Raw genomic sequence first — 21,097 nt, forward strand, 5'->3', positions numbered from 1 at the left:
TTTGAAAAAAAGTGGTAAAGCACGCGCCCATACGAATATTGCTCTAATAAAATATTGGGGAAAAGCAGATGAAAATCTAATTATTCCTATGAATAATAGTTTATCAGTGACATTAGAGCGTTTCTATACAGAAACACATGTAACGTTTGATGACTCATTAACAGAAGATCAACTTATTTTAAATAAAGAAGCGGTTAATGCTAAAGAAAGTGCTAAAATTCAACGTTATATGGATATGATTCGAAAAGAAGCTGGTATTTCAACGTATGCACTAATAGAAAGTGATAATTTTGTGCCTACTGCTGCCGGTTTAGCTTCTTCAGCTAGTGCATATGCAGCTTTAGCTGGTGCTTGCAATGAAGCGCTTGATTTAAACCTATCAGATAAAGATTTATCTCGTCTTGCTCGTCGTGGTTCTGGATCAGCATCAAGAAGTATTTATGGCGGTTTTGCTGAATGGGAAAAAGGTTATGATGATAAAACGTCTTACGCCCATCAAATTGAGTCAGATGGCTTCGAGAATGACTTAGCTATGATTTTTGTAGTTATTAACAATAAATCAAAGAAAGTATCAAGTCGTTCAGGTATGTCTTTAACTCGTGATACCTCACGTTTCTATCAATACTGGTTAGATCATGTAGAGGAAGATTTAAAAGTCACAAAACAAGCGATTGCCCAAAAAGATTTTAAACGAATGGGTGAAGTGATTGAGGCAAACGGTTTGAGAATGCACGCAACAAATTTAGGTGCACAGCCACCATTTACATATCTTGTGCCGGAAAGCTATGAAGCCATGAGAATTGTACATGAATGTAGAGAAGCAGGATTACCTTGTTATTTTACTATGGATGCAGGACCAAATGTAAAAGTTTTAATAGAAAAGAAACATCAACAAGCGATTGTGAATCAATTTTTAGAAGTATTTAATAAAGATCAAATTATAACAAGTGATATTACACACGCAGGAGTCGAAATAATTAAGTAGGGAAGAGATATAATGATTCAGGCAAAAGCGCCAGGAAAACTTTATATAGCGGGCGAATATGCTGTAACCGAGCCGGGATATAAATCAGTGTTAATTGCAGTAGATCGTTTTGTCACGGCTGCTATTGAAGCTTCAAATGAAATCACTGGTACCATTCATTCTAAAACATTACATTATGAACCTGTCACATTTAATCGTAATGAAGATAAAATAGAAATATCAGATGTACATGCAGCCAATCAACTCAAATATGTAGTGACTGCTATTGAAGTGTTTGAGCAGTATGCGAAAAGTTGTAATATAAAATTAAAACATTTTCATCTTACTATTGATAGTAATCTTGCAGATGCATCAGGACAAAAGTATGGTTTAGGTTCTAGTGCTGCAGTTTTAGTATCTGTGATTAAGGTTCTAAATGAATTTTATGAAATGGAGTTATCAAATCTTTATATATATAAGCTTGCGGTTATTTCAAATATGAGATTACAAAGTTTAAGTTCATGCGGAGATATTGCTGTTAGTGTTTATAGTGGTTGGCTTGCCTATAGTACGTTTGATCACGAATGGGTAAAGCAACAAATGAAAGAAACCTCTGTAGAAGAAGTATTAGAAAAAAACTGGCCTGGTCTTCATATAGAACCTTTACAAGCGCCTGAAAATATGGAAGTCCTCATAGGATGGACCGGTTCTCCTGCTTCGTCGCCTCACTTAGTAAGTGAAGTCAAGCGTTTGAAATCTGATCCTATTTTTTATGGTGAGTTTCTTGAACAATCAAATACGTGTGTTGAAAATTTAATCTATGCTTTTAAAACGAATAATATAAAAGGTGTACAAAAAATGATTCGTCAAAATCGTAGTATTATTCAGCAAATGGATAAAGAGGCTACGGTTGATATTGAAACAAAAAAATTAAAATTATTATGTGATATTGGTGAACGTTTTGGCGGTGCAGCAAAAACTTCTGGCGCTGGTGGGGGAGATTGTGGCATTACAATTATAGATAATAGAGTTGATAAGCATTCTATTTATGAAGTATGGGAAAAAGAAGGAATTAAACCTTTGAAATTTAAAATATATCACGGCCAATAATACTACTATTTTGATAAAGCGAGACATTCTATCAAGAAAATATATGTCTTGCTTTTTATTTATATCAAATCTTTTTTAGTGCTTGAATTTTTAATTAAAAAGAGTAAAATAATTAGAGTTGTAATAAATGAATTGGAAGTAAATATGGGAGAAAATAATGTAAAGGTGGGTAGCAAAGTGAAGAATAAATTTTTGATTTGTGACGAATGTCAGGCAGTTAACTTAAAATCATTAAAGAAAAAATTAGAAAAATTAGATCCTGATGCTGAAATAGAAATAGGCTGTCAGTCATACTGTGGTCCAGGTCGTCGTAAGACATTTGCTTTTGTTAATAATCGCCCACTTGCTGCATTGACTGAAGATGAACTTATGGAAAAAGTGACTGCACAATTAAAAAAACCACGTGATCCGGAAGAAGAAGAACGTTTGAGAAAACGTAATGAAGAACGTAAGCGTCGTAAAGAAGAACAAGATAGAAAATTAAAAGAAAAATTAGCAAAGCGTAAAGCAAGTAAATAATCTATATCGAGGATAAAGAAGCTCGTAAACTCATTAAAAAATGGGTTTACGAGCTTTTTTATTAAATATTAAATAAGTCATTAAATGATTCAGCTATTGTTGGATGAGTATAAATATTATCGCGTAATACTTGATAAGGAATATGTTGATCAATAGCAAGTTTAATTAAATTAATAATTTCTTCAGAACCTTTACCATATAAAGTAGCACCTAATATTTCATTATTATCTTTGTTGATTACAACTTTGAAAAGACCGCGACCATCGTTATTAATTTTGTGTTTTGGTAAAGTATTAATAAATAAAGTGTTTTCAACGTAATTATAATTTAATTTTTGTGCTTCTGAAGCGGTCATACCAACACGAGAAAGTGGTGGGTCGATAAATACTGTATAAGGGATAGTACCACGATTTTCAGTGTGTCGTGAACGGTCACCGAATAATTCAGATTTCAAGATTCTAAAGTCATCTAAAGAAATATAAGTGAATTGTAATCCACCTTTTACATCTCCGGCAGCATAAATATGTGATACAGAGGTTTGTAGATGGTTGTTTACTTTTATTTCTCCGTGAGTGCCTAACTCAATATCTGTATTGTCTAAAGCTAAATCTGTATTTGGTACACGTCCTGTAGCAAGTAAGATTGCATCACCAGTAAAGTTTCCTTGTGAGGTTTCAACCGTTGTCAAATTACCTTCATTTTTTAATGCTTTTGTTTCAACATTAGTAATTAAACGTACGCCTTTATCTTTAAAATCATTAATTATGTGTTTGACTATTTCATGATCTTCTCTAGCCATAAATTGTTTATTATATTCTAGTACAGTTACGTTTGTACCAAAGCTTTGAAACATTGAGGCAAATTCTAATGCAATATATCCTCCACCAATAATCACTAATTCTTTAGGTTGATAAGAAATATTTAATAGTCCTTTTGAATCATATACATTTTGTGCTGAGTCTATACCTTCAATATTAGGAATATTAGATTTTGCACCTGTATTAATTAAAATTTTATCTGCGGTCAGTGTTTGAACTAACTTACCTTTTTCATCAATTAATTCTACTTCCGTATTAGATTTAAATTGTGCTTTAAAGTTTAACAAGGTAATATTTTCATCATTTTCTAAGTTTAAATAGTTTTTTTGATTTAATGCGTTGACTACTTCTTTTTTTCTTGAAAAGGCAGTTGAAAAATCGACATGTTTAATACCATCGTTAACAAGCACTTTAGACGGAATACAGCCATGGTTTATGCATGTACCGCCATAGCTTTCTGTAAACTGTTCAATTAAAGCAACCTGTTGTCCTTGTGATGATGCATATTTAGCAAGTGTTTTCCCGGCTTTACCAAAACCAATAACGATTAAATTATAATGTGTCATATGTTGTATCCTCCTGAAGTGTATCATTAATTACATCATTAATAGTGAGGGTATCATAAAAATTTAAAATAACACGATGTTCTTTTTGATTATAGTGTGACATGGTCTTTGCTATGTTTCTTGATATTTCACAATCGCTCTGCTCATGACCTGTGAAAATACGCTGTTGACTGTCTTTTTCGAGCACAAATATACGATATAGTACTGATAGCTTAATGCTAGCAGTTGAATGATTTGCACTATATCCACCATTTTTACCACGGGAAGTCTTAATAAACTGATATTGATTTAAAACAGTAGTCACTCTACGTAATTGAACTGGATTGAGGCAGGTTAATTTTGCTAAAGTTTGACTACTGAATTGTTGGTTGTCGTGTTTTACTAAAAAACTAAGCACGTGAACGGCAATGTTAAATTCTAAATTCAAATGATTCACCTCCTAAATGTAACTTTATTAGTTACATTTAAATATAAAATAAAGACTATGTCAAATTTAATGTTTTAAACACTATTGAATGAATTTATCATCACTAATCGGGTAAACTATAAGTAGAAACTATAGTTTAAGGAGTTGTGAATATCATGGCAGAATTTGTACAATTAGGAAAATCTGATGTTCATGTATTTCCAGTTGCATTAGGCGCAAATGCAGTCGGAGGACATAATTTATATCCCAATTTAGATGAAGAGCAAGGGAAAGATGTCGTTAGAAAAGCTATTGATAATGGTATTACTTTAATTGATACTGCGTTTATTTATGGACCTAAACGCTCAGAAGAACTTGTAGGAGAAGTTGTAAAGGAATATCCTCGTGAAAAAGTTCAAATTGCAACTAAAGGTTCACATGTTATTAAAGATAATGGCGATGTTGTTCAAAATAACCAACCTGATTATTTAAAACAACAAGTTGAAGAGAGCTTAGAACGCTTGCAAGTGGATTATATTGACTTGTATTACATTCATTTTCCTGATGAGGATACACCAAAAGATGAAGCTGTGGCAGCATTACAAGAACTTAAAAAAGAAGGAAAAATTAAAGCAATAGGTGTTTCAAACTTTACGTTAGATCAACTTAAAGAGGCGAATAAAGACGGATATGTGGATGTTATTCAATTAGAATATAATTTACTACATCGTGAAAATGAAGAAGTAATGAAATACGCAGCTGAAAATGATATTACGTTTGTACCCTATTTCCCATTAGCTTCTGGTATTTTAGCTGGTAAGTATGAAGAAAATCAAACATTTGATGATCATCGTGCAACTCGTCGTGATTTCCAACCAGAAGTGTTCAATGATAACGTACGTCGAGTAAAAGAATTATCAAGTATTGCTGAAACTCATAATACAAGTATTGCTAATATTGTATTAGCATTCTATTTAACACGTCCATCACTTGATGTTGTTATTCCTGGTGCGAAACGTGCTGATCAAGTTGTAGAAAACATTGAAGCAGCAAATATTGAACTGACTGAAGAAGAAATTAAGAAAATAGATACTTTATTTCCAATTGAATAAAGTATTGTAAATAAAAGTAATAATGACTCCTACACCGTTTATATAGGTGTAGGAGTTTTTATTATAAATAAAAGTAAAAAGATGGGGTACATAATAAGTAAATAGAAAAAACACATTAATAATATAAACTAAAAAAGAGGTAAGATATATGATTACTGTATTATTTGGTGGAAGTCGTCCACAAGGAAATACTGCTCAATTAACACAATATGCTCTAGAAGGAAAACAATATAATTGGATTGATTTAACACAATATCATTTTAAACCTGTAAGAGATTATAGACATGAATCAAAGCAAATTGAGTCATACATAGATGATTATCAATTGATTATTGACCAAGTGCTTGAAAGTGATACAGTTATTTTTGCATCACCTGTGTATTGGTATAGTGTGTCAGCATCTTTAAAGGCATTTATCGATCATTGGTCAGAATCATTAATCGATCCTAAATATCAGGATTTTAAAACTAAAATGTCTAACATTGATTTTAGATTAATCTTAGTTGGGGGAGATTGTCCGAAAGTAAAAGCGAAACCTTGCATTAAACAATTAGAATATAGTTTAGAGTTTCTCGGAGCAAAACTAAATGGTTATATTATTGGTACAGCAGAAAGACCTGGAGATGTTATGAAAGATGTATATGCTCTAGAAAGAGCACAGGAATGGAATGCAGTACTGTCTTAGTAAGATGCATCTTAAAGTTGAGTGAAAGCGTTTATTAATATACTATGATATAATTTTGTTATTAAATTACAATGAAATGTCAGGAGAATGAAGCATGTATACAATTAGAAAAGCGACAACTAATGACGTTATAGCAATAAGAGATGTAGCTACAAAAGCTTGGTATAATACCTATTTAAATATTTATGCAGTATCAACAATCAATGAATTATTAGCAGCTTCGTATAATGAACACCATTTAAAAAAGCGATTAGAAGAGCAACTTTTTTTAGTTGTTGAAGAAAATAATGAAATTGTAGGATTTGCTAACTTTATCTATGGTAAAGAATTGTACTTAGCTGCCCATTATGTTCATCCAGGTGTACAACATAAAGGTTATGGCACAAGTTTACTTGAAAAAGGATTACAAGAATTTGAAAGTGAATATGATACGGTCTTTTTAGAAGTGGATAATAAGAACAAAGAAGCTATTCATTATTATCAACATCATGGTTTCGAAATAATTCGTTCATATCAACCAGAAATGTATGGTGAACAATTAGATTTAGCGTTAATGAAGAAAGTATTATAAGAATTAATTAACTTAAATTCATATTACTACTGATGAAAGCAAGTATGAAAGAGGAGGATGAATTTGACACAATCATCTTATGTAACTAAAAAATTAGCTGAAGAAAAAGTATTTAAAGATCCAATTCATAAGTATGTTCATGTTAAAGATCAACTGATATGGGATTTAATTAAAACTAAAGAATTTCAGCGCTTGCGTCGTATTAAGCAATTAGGTACATTATACCTTGCCTTTCATACTGCAGAACATAGTCGTTTTGGACACTCTTTAGGAGTCTATGAAATTGTAAGACGTATGATTGATGAATCACTTGTTGGGCGTGAAGCATGGAATAGTAAAGATCGCCCCCTTGCTTTATGTGCAGCTTTATTACATGATTTGGGTCATGGGCCGTTCTCACATAGTTTTGAGAAGATATTTAATACGGATCACGAAGCGTTTACCCAAGAAATTATTACTGGAAACACTGAGGTTAACGAAGTATTAAGTAGAGTGTCTGAGACCTTTCCTCAGGAAGTAGCCGATGTTATTAATAAAACGCATAAAAATAAATTAGTCATTTCCATGATTTCATCTCAAATTGATGCTGATCGTATGGACTATTTGCAACGTGATGCTTATTTCACCGGTGTATCTTATGGTACATTTGATATGGAGCGTATCCTTCGATTAATGAGACCATCAAAAGATGAAGTACTTATTAAAGAAAGTGGTATGCATGCTGTAGAAAATTTTATTATGAGTCGTTACCAAATGTATTGGCAAATCTATTTTCATCCCGTAAGTCGTGGTGGAGAAGTACTATTAAATAATTGTCTTAAGCGAGTCAAACAGCTTTATAAGGAAGACTATCAATTTAAAATGTATCCAAAAGAATTTATTCCATTTTTTGAAGGTACGATTACAATTGATCAGTATGTAGAATTAGATGAAGTAACGGTATTATTTTATTTAAAGAAATGGATACATGAAGAAGATGAGATCTTAAGTGATTTAGCGCGTCGATTTATTAATCGTGATCTCTTTAAGTATATTCCATTTGATGGTTCGATTATTACAATTACTGAATTACAGGATTTATTTATTGAAGGTGGCATTGACCCGGAATATTATTTTGTTAGTGAAGCTTTTTCGGATTTACCATATGATTATGATCGACCTGGTTCTAATCGACAACCCATCCATTTGTTACGACAAAATGGTAGTATTAAAGAAATTAGTAGCCAATCGTTAGTCATTTCAAGCATTACTGGGATTAATCGAGAAGACTATAAACTATACTATCCTAAAGAAATGATTCTTAATATTAAAGATCCGGAAGTGAAAGGTTCAATTATTAATTTATTGAATGAATTAAATTAAATATTTGTTGATAATATACGCTATTAGTTAATAGCAAGTGTGAAAAGGTAAAGAAGTATTGGAGGAATCATCGTGGCAGAAAATAAAGGGTTTAAATTTAATATTATAAAAAATGATCCTCTAGATGGTCATAAAGGTACGAATATAGGAGCGATTAGTTTAGACAATATTGCACCTGTATTTATCGATGTTGCAAATAAAGAAGCATTTGTTGATATTGGCGGTATGCATGCACGTGCGGAAGTAGAAAAAGGCGTAAAGTGGATTACTGATAAAGAATCAGTGGAAGGTCCAGAAGCTAAGGAATATTGGTTATGTTGGGTGACTACTGAACGTGGTGAACATGGTCCTTATTACGCGGGCGTCACTGCATGTTATTTACTTGTAAATAAAAGTATTCGTCGAGGTTATAAGAGTATGCCAGAACATGTCAATATGATGGATAAGTCTATGAAACATCAAGTTATTATTGATCAAATTGGTGAAGAAAATAAAAAAATATTAAAAGATTTTTTAATATCCCATAATGAAACGATGTGGAATAACTCAAACGAAACGTTATTCAAGGCATTTGATTAGAAAAAACTCGAGACACTCAGCAGTGCATATTCAATGACTGAGTATCTCGAGTTTTTATTTTTCTAAAGTATCTTCAACATTATAAAACTGATAAACTGATTTCATTACATGATGATAAATCTGTTGAAAAGATTGTTCAGTTTGTTTACTAATAACTCTTAAATCTTCATATTAAAATTTCTGCTTAAATTCAACGATTTAGACTTTAATCATATATCATTAATGGTAAATTACATTGAAGATGTACTCGAAGAGGCCAAGCGTGCAAGAGCCGAGCCTTTGTCTGAAACACATGATAAATTTATGAAGATACTAAAGACAGTAAAAGCGTTTATATCAAATCGCCTTTTAAGGCATTGATTGATTGCAAGCGATCCCTAATGGGTATTATTATCCAGAAGATAATGAAGCAAAAGTATTTATTTCTGGGAAATAAGGTACAGCTAATCTCATTTAGTTATTAAGAAATGTATAAAAATGTTATTTAATGATATAATTATTTAAAAGATCATATCTAATTTATGGAGTAAAGAGGACAACAAATGAAAAATATCTTATTATTTGTATCATCAATCGGTTTCGGCATCATTTTCTTCTATAAATATAGAACACTTTTAGAAAAATATCATTATGATATTGTTGAACTTGAATCAGAAGTAGATATATTAGAAAGAAAAAAGTAATACCATGATACTAATGGTGACATTCAAAAAATAATAGCTTGGAAAAATCGAGTCTGAGACTTAAAACATAAGCGTCTTAGACTCTTTTTCATTATATAGAAGAAAAACACAGAATATCAAGATTTTTTAATTGTGTTGGGGTAAGGACTTAAATGGGACAATGAACATAATATGATTTTTGTTCCACTCTCGTTTTTATGATAACTATTGAACTAATGTTGATAGAATTTTGTTAACTTCAAGCACTATAGGATTTATGCTATAATGTGGTGTAATATTTTAAAGATTAAGGTGAGTCAGACGTTGGATAAGAATATACACATTCAAACGAAACAAGTCTTAAAACAAAATGGAGAAAAACAAATATTTGAATTTTCTTCTCAAGGGTCATGGCAACAAAAACATGCCGATTATATTCGATATCAAGAACAAATTGAAAGTGCAGTTGTTAATGTAACAATTAAAATTGAAGACAATGGCGTGAAGTTGATACGTAAAGGTGATATCAATATGAACTTACACTTCGTTGAAGGTAAGGACACTACAACACTTTACACTATACCAGCAGGACGCATTCCATTAATAGTAAGAACTAAGAGTATTTTACATTTTGTAAATGAAAATGGTGGAAAATTAAAAATACAATACGAATTACATCAAAATGACGAAAAAATGGGCTCATATCAATATGAAATTAAGTATAAGGAGATAGGCGAATGAATATTATTGAAAAAGTAAAGAAAACTTTAATACAAGAAATTGAAGCAAGTATTAAAAAAGCAAATCTAGCAGAAGATATTCCTGAAATTAAAGTTGAAATCCCTAAAGATACTAAAAATGGAGACTATTCTACTAATATTGCAATGGTCTTAACTAAAATTGCTAAACGTAATCCACGTGATATTGCTCAAGCTATTGTAGACAATTTAGATACAAGTAAAGCAAACGTAAAACAAGTAGATATCGCTGGTCCAGGATTTATCAATTTTTATTTAGATAATCAATATTTAACAGCTGTCATCTCAGAAGCAATTCAAAAAGGTGATAAATTTGGTTATGCGGAAGAACCAAAAAACAAAAAAATATTATTAGAATATGTATCAGCAAATCCAACTGGTGACTTACATATTGGACATGCTCGAAATGCTGCTGTAGGTGATTCACTAGCAAATATTTTAATTGCAGCTGGTTACGATGTAACACGTGAATATTATATTAATGATGCTGGTAATCAAATTACAAATTTAGCACGTTCAATTGAAACACGTTTCTTTGAGGCATTAGGGGATACAAGCCATGAAATGCCAGCAGATGGCTATAATGGTAAAGACATTGTCGAAATTGGTAAAGACTTAGCCAAAAAACATCCGGAAATGAAAGATTACTCTGATGAAGAACGCTTAAAAACATTTAGACAACTGGGTGTTGATTATGAAATGGATAAATTGAAAAAAGATTTATCAGATTTCAATGTTCATTTTGATAATTGGTTTAGTGAAACATCACTATACGAAAATGGTGCGATTGATAATACATTAGAAAAAATGCATGAGTTAGGCTATACGTATGAAGCAGATGGTGCCACTTGGTTACGTACGTCAGACTTTAAGGATGATAAAGATAGAGTACTAATCAAAAAAGATGGTAACTATACGTACTTTACACCTGATACAGCGTATCACTACAATAAAATTAATCGTGGCAATGATATTTTAATTGATTTAATGGGTGCAGATCATCATGGTTATATTAATCGTTTAAAAGCAAGTTTAGAAACATTTGGTGTAGATAGCGATCGTTTAGAAATTCAAATTATGCAAATGGTTCGTTTAATGCAAAATGGCGAAGAAGTTAAAATGAGTAAACGTACAGGTAATGCAATTACGTTACGTGAAATTATGGATGAAGTAGGCATTGATGCGGCGCGCTATTTCTTAACAATGCGTAGTCCTGATTCGCACTTTGATTTTGATTTGGAACTTGCAAAAGAGCAATCTCAAGATAATCCAATTTATTATGCACAATATGCACATGCACGTATTTGTTCAATTTTAAAACAAGCTAAAGAAAAAGGGATTGAAATAGACAAAAACGCTGACTTTAGTACCATTACAAATGAAAAAGCGATTGATTTATTGAAGAAAGTAGCAGAGTTTGAGCCTACAATTGAGAGTGCTGCTGAAAGTCGTGCACCACATCGATTAACTAATTATATTCAAGACCTAGCTTCAGCATTCCATAAATTCTATAATGCTGAAAAGGTATTATCTGATGATATTGAAAAAACAAAAGCACATGTTGCTCTTATTGAAGCTGTTAAAATTACATTACATAATGCATTAGCATTAGTGGGTGTATCAGCACCAGAATCAATGTAATATAAATACTTTTAAATTAAAAGCACCTTTACGAATATTTATTTGTGAAGGTGTTTATTTTTTATAGAAAGGTAAAAAGATGTCAATGATGACTACAGAACAACTTTACAAAGCATTATTAAAACATATGGGTCCTCAAGGATGGTGGCCAGCAGATACACGTGAAGAGATTATATTAGGTGCTATATTAGTTCAAAATACAAACTGGAATAATGCTGCACTTTCTCTTAGACGGCTGAAAGAAGCAACCCATTTTGAACCTCAAAACATATTAGATCTGCCGATAGAAGAACTAAAAATATTAATCCGCTCTAGTGGTTTCTATAACAATAAAGCAAAAGCAATTTCTACATTATTCAACTGGTTAAATCAATATCAGTTTGATTATTGCAAAATTAATGAAGTATATGGAGAACATTTAAGAAATGAATTACTTAAACTACATGGTATTGGAAGTGAAACAGCAGATGTATTGCTAGTCTACATTTTTGAGAGGGTTGAATTTATTCCTGATCATTATACGCGTCGGTTATATAGAAAACTCGGTTATGCCAATACTGAGAATTACGATAAATTAAAAAGACATGTTGAATTACCTTCAAACTTTACAAATCAAGATGCAAATGAATTTCATGCTTTACTAGATAATTTTGGGAAAAATTATTTTAATGGCTCCATTGAACAAAGATATCATTTCTTAGATCCATATTTTACAAATATAGATTGACCTTAACGTGACGTCATAGCTTAGTCTCTTTTATAGAAAGTTGAAAAGAGAAGTGAATCAAATAGATTAAGAAAAAGGTAGGATGTCAGAATGGAAAATCAGGTATATTTTACACCCAGTGACGTAAGTCATATTACCGAAGTCACTAAACGCACACTTCATTATTACCATGAAATTGAGTTGCTTGTGCCAACTTATATTGCATCTAATGGTTATCGTTATTATTCTTCTAAGGATATCTCTAAATTACAGACCATTCAATTTCTAAGGGAACTTAATTTATCATTAGCAGATATTCAACTTTATTTTAGTAACAGTATAGAAGAGAAAAATATAATATTAGAAAATAATTATCAGCGTATTGTTGCACAAAGAGATCAATTAAACAAAATGATTCATTTTCTTAATCATCATCTCGTTAATCATAGAAAAGAGGAGATTAATATGAGTAAATGGAATAATGATAATATACAACATCAATATGAGAAAGAAGCTGAAATGAAATATAGCCATACTCCTTATTATCAAGCTTTTAAAGCGAATCAAAAACGATTGAATTCTACAGAAAAACAACAAAATAATAAGAAAACAATGGAGAGGTTACATTCATTCTTTGATAAAATGAATGAATTATTCATTGCAAACTATAAAACAAATCATATACAGGTTAAACAAGCTATTTCTGAACTAAAAGATATTCTTCAAACACAAGTACCTAACGTAGATGAACAATTTTTAGAATATATTGCCTCGATTTATGAAAATGATGAGCGATTTGCTAAAACAATTAATAACAAACGACATGATAATTTAAATCAGTATATTGCTGATGCGATTCGAAATGATATTTAATAAAAGATGTTTTTAAGTTCTATAATATGTAATGATATATGTATAATATATCTGATGAATAAAAGGAGCTTAAACATGATAGAAGCATTCAAATTATTTTGGCAAAATTATTTTAATGTAAAAAGTCGAACTAGAAGACGTCATTATTGGTTTGCTATTTTAGCTAATTGTATTATTTTAGTGATCATTAGTTTACTTTTTAATATCATTACTTTGGGGTTAAATGGAGGGCATACATTTTTTGATATTGTGTATGAAATCATTGATATCATTATTTTTATAGGAACGTTTACGATGACGGTGCGTCGTTTACATGATACAGGGCACACATTGGTTCTGCCTCTTATTATTTTAATATTTACATTAATTAGAAAAATTTCAAGTATTGTAGATAGAACATACGGTATTTCAATTGATGGTTTTTTCAACGGAATGATTGCGCTTGAATCAGGAATTATGGTGGCAGCGATGTCTTTAGTCTTACTTATTATTCTTGTGATCACTTTTGCATTTACAATAAAAGATAGTGATGAGGGGACAAATAAGTATGGTCCAAATCCTAAAATAGCTGCTGTATAATATGAAAAAAGGAAGGATACAGAATGTATTTTGAAATCTGTTTCCTTCTTTTTTTATTTTGAAATAGAATTAAATCATTAAGTTTAACCAATAATATAAAATTACACAATAAAAATTTATAGAATTAAATTAATGATATAAATAATTTGGTATGATAAATATATGAAATAAACAAAATTGTGAAAGGAAGGTATGGTTTATAAATGAACAATAAGAAGCTGTGGATTATTTTATTTACATTAGTATTAGTTTTAGCAGCGTGTGGACAAAACCAATCGAGTGAAAAAGGACATCATTCTACGCACTCAACTGAGCAAGAAACAATGGATCACAATGATAATACTCATACATATCATCGTATTATATCTTTGATTCCAAGTAATACTGAAATATTATATAGACTTGGTCTTGGAAAAAATATTATAGGTGTATCAACAGTTGATGATTATCCAAAAAACGTGAAAAAAGGCAAGCAACAATTTGATGCAATGAACTTAAATAAAGAAGCACTTTTAAAAGCTAAACCTGATTTGATTTTAGCTCATGAATCTCAAAAATCATCTGCTAAAAAAACACTTGATAGTTTAGCAGATAGTGGTGTGAAGGTAGTATATGTTAAAGACGCTCAGTCTTTAAATCAAGTCTACGATTCATTTGAGCAAGTAGGTAAAGTGACGCATCATGAAAAAGAGGCGAAACAGTTAGTCAAAGAAACAAAAGATAATGTTCAAAAAGTAATTGAATCAATTCCAGCACATCATAAAAAACAGAGCGTTTTTATAGAAGTGTCTTCAAAACCTGAAATATATACAGCAGGAAAAGAAACCTTTTTCAATGATATGATAGAAAAACTAGATACAAAAAATGTATTTTCAAATGTTAGTGGATGGAAAGCAGTAGATAAAGAAAGTATTATTAGAAAAAATCCTGATATTTTAATTTCAACTGAAGGTATTTCAAAAGAAGAATATTATGAAGTGATTAAAGAACGTGATGGTTTCTCTGAAGTCAACGCAGTAAAAAATGAACGTGTGGAAACAGTCAATGGTGACGAAATTTCACGACCAGGACCTCGTATAGATGAGGGGATGAAAGAATTACGTGATGCAATTTATAAACGTTAAAACGTTAAGATGAGAGACTTTTCAAAAGCCTACAACGATATTGATAATGTTGTAGGCTTTTTATACAACATAGAGTCTTGTAAATTGAGCAAAACAGAGAAAGAATCATTTTGTAATCTTATTTTAATTAGTAGTAAGGATATATTCATTGTAATATAGGAAATAAATAATAATTGAAATGTGAGTGGAAATGAAACGACATCTATATTTAACATTTTCAGTTTGGACATTTTGCTTATGTATCATAATAGCTATAAGTCTTTTTTGGGATTTAGGGTCATTACATCAAGCATTTAATCAAATGATTTTTTTTAAAGTTAGAGTTCCTAGAACATTTGAGGCGCTTATGGTAGGAGCTATATTAACGTTGACGGGTCAATTATTTCAAACGGTATTAAATAATCCTTTAGCAGATAGCTTTACACTTGGTTTAGCGAGTGGAGCGACTTTTGGATCAAGTTTAGCTATATTTTTAGGCGTATCTTTTCTATTTATTCCAATTTTTTCTATCATTTTTAGTATCACGACACTTTTACTTGTTGTTATAATGACAATCGTATTGTCTAGAAATTTTCCAATTAGAGTACTCATCATATCTGGACTTATGGTAGGCGCTTTTTTTAATGCATTAATATATATACTTACACTCATTAAACCTGAACGTACGAATCGTATGTTAGCCTATTATTTCGGAGGATTTGCGAATGCCGAAATGAATGAGCTCGTTTATATTACAATGGTTTCTTTGCCAATCATTATTGTGATATATAGTTTAGTTACACCCATTAAGCTCTTGCAATTAGGAGAAGCTAAAAGTAAGTCTCTAGGGTTAAATGTGCAATGGATAACATTTATTGTACTTTTGTTAACATCTATTATGACAGCTATAGCAGTAGCGTTTATAGGTGTGATAGGTTTTATTGGCATCATTGTACCTCAATTAATTAGACGATATTATTTTCAATATAGTCTTGCTATACAAATGACATTAAACCTATTGATAGGTGCATTAACGATGCTATTCGCTGATGTTATAGGGAAGATGGTTATCAATCCAGTGCAAATTCCAGCAAGTATTATTTTATCACTTGTTGGGATACCCATATTATTTTATATTTTAGTCACTCAATCTAATAAAACACGTTAGTGAAGTGAACAAAAATTATTAAAATAAGAATAATTATATTGATAAGAGGTAAATAAAAATGGACTTAAGCCAAATCAAAGCAGTTGTGTTCGATTTAGAAGGCACATTATTGGATAGAACTAAGTCTCGAGATAAATTTATAGAAGAACAATATGAACGTTTTCATGATTATTTTGTACATGTACAACTTGCTGACTTTAAACATAAATTTATAGAATTAGATGATGATGAAGATAACGATAAACCTTATGTATATAAAGAGATAATAAAACAATTTCACATCGATAGATTGAAATGGAAAGATTTATTTCATGATTTCGAAATGCATTTCTATCGATATGTATTTCCATACTACGATACATTATACACACTTGAAAAGTTGTCAGAGCATGATTATTTACTAGGTGTAATTGCAAATGGGAAATCAAAGATTAAACAATTTCGGATTTATTCATTAGGAATAGAACACGTGATTAATTATTTATCAACTTCTGAAACAGTAGGTTATCGCAAACCTCACCCACGTATTTTTGAAGATATGATTGATCAACTTGACGTTTTACCAGAAGAAATTATGTATGTTGGAGATGATGCCTTAAATGATGTTGCTCCTGCACGTGCTATGGGGATGGTAAGTGTTTGGTATAAACAAGAAAATGCTGAATTAGAACCTTTAGAAGAAGAAGTAGATTATATCATTACAACAATAGAAGAGCTCTTAACGATTTTATCCGTAAATAAACAAAAAAAAGGAGATAATTAAATGGAATTATTTACAAGAAAAGGTGGATTTACATTAAATTACAATACTATGGGACAAGGATACCCAGTAGTGCTTGTACATACTGCGTTTGAAAATGCTTCAATTTTTCAAAATTTAGCTCATGAACTTTCAAAAACATTTCAAGTCGTATTATTGGATTTACGTGGTCATGGATATTCAGATAAACCACGACATATTAAATTCAATGAATTTGCAGATGATATTATTTTATTATTAGATTATCTCTACATAGATCAAGCGGCTTTTATTGGCCATGAAATGGGTGCTACAATTATTGCGCATTTATCAAAGCAATATCCAGAGTATGTATCTTCGTTAACAATGATCAATCCGACATCTATTGAAGGAGAGTTACCAGAAGAACGATTGTTTAGAAAATACGCACATAAAATCCGTAACTGGAATGAAGATAAACAAGAGAAGTTTTTAGATAAACATCGCTATTATAAACATCGTAAAGTGAATAAGTTCTTAAAAAATGTCGAAGATACTAATTCAATTTCTACTAAAGAAGAGACAGAAGCAGTAGATGAAGTATTTAAACAAAGAGGAATTGCAGAAGTATTTGAGTACATCACTAAACCCACATTTATAGTTGCAAGTGCTTATGGAGAAAGAATAACATCTCTTGAATCTAAAGAAGTAGCAGATTTAATAGGAAATGTACATTTCGAAGTGTATTCGAAGTCAAGCATGTATCCTTTTGAAGAAGAACAAGAGAAGTTTATCCATGATGTGACACCTTTTATAAAAAAACATATGCCTCAACACTAAATAGTATTGTTTACCAATATTAATGCATTATAAAAATGAAATATTTTGTAATGTTTTTGTAATGTTTCTGTTATTTTGGTCATAAATAGGGTATACTGTAATTAGGCATAAAAGAAAAAGGAGCGAGTGCTTATGAAAAAGTTAGCAACAGCCCTATTAGTTTCTGGACTAGTAATGACAGGAGTAGGCTATAATCATGCTGAAGCAGCTAGTGGTAATTCGATTCAGACTGTACAACAATTAACTCAAGGTCAAAAAACATTAGAAAATGTGACTATAGGCGAATCAATTAAAAATGTTATTAATCACTATGGCACACCTATTTATTCATATAATCCAAATAATCAAGAAAAATACTATGAATTCCATACAAACAAAGGTGTATTAGTTGTTACTGCAATCGGTAAAAAAAATACTGGTTATGTAACTAGAGTATCAATGACTTATAATCAAGCCAATGGTCCAACTTATCAAAAAGTAGCACAAAGTGTAGGTAAAAAAGCCATTAAACGCGTTCAATATAATAGTGTAAGCGGCAATTTTGCTTATATTCAAAACGGTAAAACAAGCTATCAATTTGGTTCAAGCTCACCTAAAGACAAAGTATTAAAACTATATCGTATTGACATTAATAAATAATGTAATGAAGTAGTTAGTTAAAGTTACGTATCATCGATTTCATTTAAAAGATAATGAAATATACAGAAGTAGGATAACGAATTCCATCTGGAATTCGTTATCCTACTTCTTTTTTACGAAAAGAAATCAATTGAAATCTATGATAAAATGTTGAAATGAATGAATTGAATGTATTTTAAAACTTGCATTCGATAAAGGAGCAACATATGCGATCAAACGATAAATTATTACTTGAAAATGTGAATGATTATTTTACTCATAAAGGCATGCCCCCTAAACTTATCGATGACATTAAAGAAAATATAAGTAACGACTTTAAAAAATCCGAAGAAAAAAAGCAAGATTATCTTGATTTTAGAGGAAAAGCAACGGCTCAAATTATCTTAATTATTCAACGGAATTTATTTGGTTTACAATTGAATCCTATTATATTTTTTATTATCAATTTTATTTTAATTTCATATTTATATGATAAGCAATACGTTCCATTCCAAGCTGCAACCATATTATCTTTGTTTTATTGTATTGTTATTTTCCCGATTACTATTTTTATTCATATACAAATTGCTCGGAAAAAATATTTATATAGTAATCGCACAGAGATAATCATAGGCTATATGATTGCAATTATTGCCTTAATTCTTATTATTATGCGTGCATTTAATCTCACTATAGGCATTGTTCCTATTACTATGTATAGTCATCAATTTATTTTCTTTATGGGACTTATAATGAGTTTATGCGGGGTTATTTTTAAAAGATTAGAATATACAGCAGTAGGTTTATTATTCTCTCAAAAGACGATTGATGCTGTTATTGTAAATTCAAATGTCGCTCAAACTGTTTCACTTATCATTTGGATTATTATCGTCGTATTAATTGTTACATATACTATACGATTATCATCTAGAAGAAGTATTTAATAAAATATATGATTTTAACTCAACCATGATGAATAGGGTTGAGTTTTTTATTTAAATTATATAAAAATTTTTAAATAAAAAAATAATTAATTGTATACATGTTTATAGCGTTAAATATGTTTTAGTGGGTATAGTAAATACTAAGGGAGGTGCCGATATGAAAAAAATTGAAACGTTTAATCAAATAAAGATAGCTTATCAAGATGTAGGTACAGGCATTCCCGTTATTTTAATTCATGGTTTAGATGGTAATTTAGCTGGGTTTTACTCATTAAAAAAAGAGTTGAAAAAACACTATAGAGTCATTGTTTACGATGTGAGAGGTCATGGAAAATCTACACATCCTATGAGTTATAACTTAAATGATCACATTAAAGATTTAACTATGTTAATGCGGCAATTAGGTATTAAAAGCGCACATTTATTAGGGCATGATATGGGTGGAATGATTGCACAAGCTTTTACCGAAAAATATAAAGATAAAGTGCGATCTTTAACAATTATATCTTCTAAATCTGAAGATATTGTTCATGGTTTTACAAAGTTAATGATTGAGCACCAAGATAAAGTAGCGGGGTTTAATAAATCTGAAGCGTTACTTATATTATTTCCATATATTTATAAGAAAAATGATGTTGCAATGAAGTGGTTTCAACGTCAACGCTTATATAGTAAACAAGACGATGAAGATAGTGCAGTAGCATCAAGAGCCTTATTAGATACAGAGAATCAATCAAATACAGTCACACATGAGATCAATGTTCCAACTATGATAGTAGATGGACGTTATGACCCAATTATTATCAATAAAGAGAATCAACAGTTTGAAAATCAATTTAAAAATATAAATTATGTTTTATTTAATGAATCAGGGCATGCACCTCATATAGAAGAAGAAGAGAAATTTTTAACATTATATTTAAATTTTGTAGAAAAAAATGATGTATCTAATACTACAAATCTATTGATATAAAAATGTAAGCATAGAGTCAAAATTATCTATAATCGAATATCTAAGAAAACAGAACAATCTAAAGAGCGGTGTTCTAGATATAAAGAATGATTAAACAGTGTTTATAAATATTAGAATGAAGTTATTTTACAGAAAACAACATCATATAATATGAATTATGGCTATAAAAGAGGCCCGTAGACAAATGTTATCTACGGGCTATTATTCTAGGTTTTTTAAGTTCTAGTCTCTTTATGGTTTACTATTATAATTCTGTTTCTTTGTTAGCTTCTTCAATTCGTTTGTTAACTCTATTAAGTAGCTCATCAATTTTTGTACGTTGCGTTGCATTTACAAGAATCAATACTGTTCTTTCATCATGCTCATTACGTTTTTTATCGAAGTAATCTTCTTGAGATAAATTTTTCACTGCTTTTACTACTTGAGGTTGCTTGTAGTTTAAGTGATTAATAATATCTTTTAAATAATATTCTTCTTCTTTACTTTGACTAATATAAGTTAAAACAGCAAATTCTTCAAAGCTGATCGAAAATTCTTTTTTAATAATGCTTTTTAATTTATCTGCATAAGTAATCATTGCTAATAATTCAAAGCAGTCATTGATTTTTGAAATAGCCATTTTAAGACCTCCCCAACTAATATTCTCTCTATTTTTTATGCATCCGTTAAATTTATCTATATATAACGTCATCTATTAGTTTAAAAAAGCTATTAATAATTTAGATTAAATAAATTAATTTAATTCTATATTATTTAGTTAATTATAACTAAATAAAATTAGAAAGTAAACGAAAATGTACTTAATAAAACAATGTTTTGATT

General features: G+C 30.3%; 24 protein-coding genes. 21 read left to right on the top strand and 3 right to left on the bottom strand.

Annotated elements, in window-relative coordinates; genetic code table 11:
* Window position 1: 1 nt before the first annotated feature.
* The 3 genes from mvaD (at window position 2) to CD034_RS01645 (ending at window position 2,593) form a co-directional block, all read left to right on the top strand.
* The gene (mvaD, locus tag CD034_RS01635) at window positions 2–985 is read left to right on the top strand and encodes a diphosphomevalonate decarboxylase (protein WP_002455693.1); all 984 of its coding nucleotides are present in this window, start codon (window positions 2–4) and stop codon (window positions 983–985) included.
* Between the two features lie 12 nt (window positions 986–997).
* Entirely contained in the window at window positions 998–2,074 is a 1,077-nt protein-coding gene (locus CD034_RS01640) for a phosphomevalonate kinase (protein WP_049431413.1), read from the top strand.
* A gap of 177 nt (window positions 2,075–2,251) precedes the next feature.
* Window positions 2,252–2,593, top strand: a complete 342-nt coding sequence (locus CD034_RS01645) for a YuzB family protein (protein ID WP_002455691.1) — start codon at window positions 2,252–2,254, stop codon at window positions 2,591–2,593.
* Between the two features lie 61 nt (window positions 2,594–2,654).
* Here the strand turns inward: CD034_RS01645 and merA are convergent, their stop codons facing one another.
* Window positions 2,655–3,977, bottom strand: coding sequence for a hypothiocyanous acid reductase MerA (gene merA / locus CD034_RS01650; RefSeq protein WP_037554507.1), 1,323 nt, complete (start codon window positions 3,975–3,977; stop codon window positions 2,655–2,657).
* The gene (hypR, locus tag CD034_RS01655; RefSeq protein WP_037554505.1) at window positions 3,964–4,404 is read right to left on the bottom strand and encodes a redox-sensitive transcriptional regulator HypR; all 441 of its coding nucleotides are present in this window, start codon (window positions 4,402–4,404) and stop codon (window positions 3,964–3,966) included. Before hypR ends, merA begins: the two co-directional genes overlap by 14 nt.
* A gap of 155 nt (window positions 4,405–4,559) precedes the next feature.
* Here hypR and CD034_RS01660 point away from each other — a divergent pair, with 155 nt between their 5' ends.
* The 18 genes from CD034_RS01660 to CD034_RS01750 all read left to right on the top strand — a co-directional run bounded on the left by CD034_RS01660 (window position 4,560) and on the right by CD034_RS01750 (window position 20,275).
* The gene (locus CD034_RS01660) at window positions 4,560–5,495 is read left to right on the top strand and encodes an aldo/keto reductase (RefSeq protein ID WP_002455688.1); all 936 of its coding nucleotides are present in this window, start codon (window positions 4,560–4,562) and stop codon (window positions 5,493–5,495) included.
* A gap of 148 nt (window positions 5,496–5,643) precedes the next feature.
* Entirely contained in the window at window positions 5,644–6,180 is a 537-nt protein-coding gene (locus CD034_RS01665) for a flavodoxin family protein (protein ID WP_103288079.1), read from the top strand.
* A 94-nt stretch (window positions 6,181–6,274) separates the two neighbouring features.
* Window positions 6,275–6,751 (top strand): GNAT family N-acetyltransferase, encoded by a 477-nt coding sequence (locus CD034_RS01670; RefSeq protein WP_002455687.1) that lies wholly within the window; start codon window positions 6,275–6,277, stop codon window positions 6,749–6,751.
* 57 nt (window positions 6,752–6,808) lie between these two features.
* Window positions 6,809–8,113 (top strand): HD domain-containing protein, encoded by a 1,305-nt coding sequence (locus tag CD034_RS01675; RefSeq protein ID WP_172457917.1) that lies wholly within the window; start codon window positions 6,809–6,811, stop codon window positions 8,111–8,113.
* Window positions 8,114–8,185: 72 nt separating this feature from the next.
* Complete coding sequence (locus tag CD034_RS01680; protein ID WP_103288080.1) at window positions 8,186–8,692, top strand: YwhD family protein; 507 nt, start codon at window positions 8,186–8,188, stop codon at window positions 8,690–8,692.
* A gap of 542 nt (window positions 8,693–9,234) precedes the next feature.
* Window positions 9,235–9,375 carry a hypothetical protein gene (locus CD034_RS11140; protein WP_162837071.1) on the top strand — a complete coding sequence of 47 codons (141 nt, stop codon included), beginning with the start codon at window positions 9,235–9,237 and terminating at the stop codon, window positions 9,373–9,375.
* A gap of 303 nt (window positions 9,376–9,678) precedes the next feature.
* On the top strand, window positions 9,679–10,095 hold the full coding sequence (locus CD034_RS01695) for a YwiB family protein (RefSeq protein ID WP_002455684.1): 417 nt from the start codon (window positions 9,679–9,681) through the stop codon (window positions 10,093–10,095).
* A complete protein-coding gene (gene argS, locus CD034_RS01700) occupies window positions 10,092–11,753 on the top strand; it encodes an arginine--tRNA ligase (RefSeq protein WP_002448884.1) in 1,662 nt (553 codons plus the stop codon). Before CD034_RS01695 ends, argS begins: the two co-directional genes overlap by 4 nt.
* 79 nt (window positions 11,754–11,832) lie before the next feature.
* On the top strand, window positions 11,833–12,480 hold the full coding sequence (locus CD034_RS01705) for an endonuclease III domain-containing protein (RefSeq protein ID WP_103288081.1): 648 nt from the start codon (window positions 11,833–11,835) through the stop codon (window positions 12,478–12,480).
* Between the two features lie 90 nt (window positions 12,481–12,570).
* Entirely contained in the window at window positions 12,571–13,332 is a 762-nt protein-coding gene (locus tag CD034_RS01710; protein ID WP_103288082.1) for a MerR family transcriptional regulator, read from the top strand.
* Window positions 13,333–13,407: 75 nt separating this feature from the next.
* Window positions 13,408–13,911, top strand: coding sequence for a DUF805 domain-containing protein (locus CD034_RS01715; RefSeq protein ID WP_002448905.1), 504 nt, complete (start codon window positions 13,408–13,410; stop codon window positions 13,909–13,911).
* Between the two features lie 203 nt (window positions 13,912–14,114).
* Window positions 14,115–15,035, top strand: coding sequence for an ABC transporter substrate-binding protein (locus tag CD034_RS01720; RefSeq protein WP_002455682.1), 921 nt, complete (start codon window positions 14,115–14,117; stop codon window positions 15,033–15,035).
* 190 nt (window positions 15,036–15,225) lie between these two features.
* Window positions 15,226–16,182, top strand: coding sequence for a FecCD family ABC transporter permease (locus CD034_RS01725; protein WP_002455681.1), 957 nt, complete (start codon window positions 15,226–15,228; stop codon window positions 16,180–16,182).
* 58 nt (window positions 16,183–16,240) lie between these two features.
* Window positions 16,241–16,945 carry an HAD family hydrolase gene (locus tag CD034_RS01730; RefSeq protein WP_002455680.1) on the top strand — a complete coding sequence of 235 codons (705 nt, stop codon included), beginning with the start codon at window positions 16,241–16,243 and terminating at the stop codon, window positions 16,943–16,945.
* Complete coding sequence (locus CD034_RS01735; protein WP_002448881.1) at window positions 16,946–17,740, top strand: alpha/beta fold hydrolase; 795 nt, start codon at window positions 16,946–16,948, stop codon at window positions 17,738–17,740.
* Window positions 17,741–17,872: 132 nt separating this feature from the next.
* Window positions 17,873–18,379: an SA0570 family protein gene (locus CD034_RS01740; protein WP_002448912.1), complete on the top strand. Its 507-nt coding sequence runs from the start codon at window positions 17,873–17,875 to the stop codon at window positions 18,377–18,379.
* Between the two features lie 206 nt (window positions 18,380–18,585).
* Window positions 18,586–19,302, top strand: a complete 717-nt coding sequence (locus CD034_RS01745) for a hypothetical protein (protein WP_002448876.1) — start codon at window positions 18,586–18,588, stop codon at window positions 19,300–19,302.
* Between the two features lie 157 nt (window positions 19,303–19,459).
* Window positions 19,460–20,275 (top strand): alpha/beta fold hydrolase, encoded by an 816-nt coding sequence (locus CD034_RS01750; protein WP_002448923.1) that lies wholly within the window; start codon window positions 19,460–19,462, stop codon window positions 20,273–20,275.
* A gap of 244 nt (window positions 20,276–20,519) precedes the next feature.
* Here CD034_RS01750 and sarA read toward each other — a convergent pair whose 3' ends face one another.
* On the bottom strand, window positions 20,520–20,894 hold the full coding sequence (gene sarA, locus CD034_RS01755; protein WP_002448898.1) for a global transcriptional regulator SarA: 375 nt from the start codon (window positions 20,892–20,894) through the stop codon (window positions 20,520–20,522).
* Between the last annotated feature and the right edge of the window lie 203 nt (window positions 20,895–21,097).

This window comes from Staphylococcus hominis subsp. hominis (assembly GCF_002901845.1).
GTDB classification, from domain to species: Bacteria; Bacillota; Bacilli; order Staphylococcales; family Staphylococcaceae; genus Staphylococcus; species Staphylococcus hominis.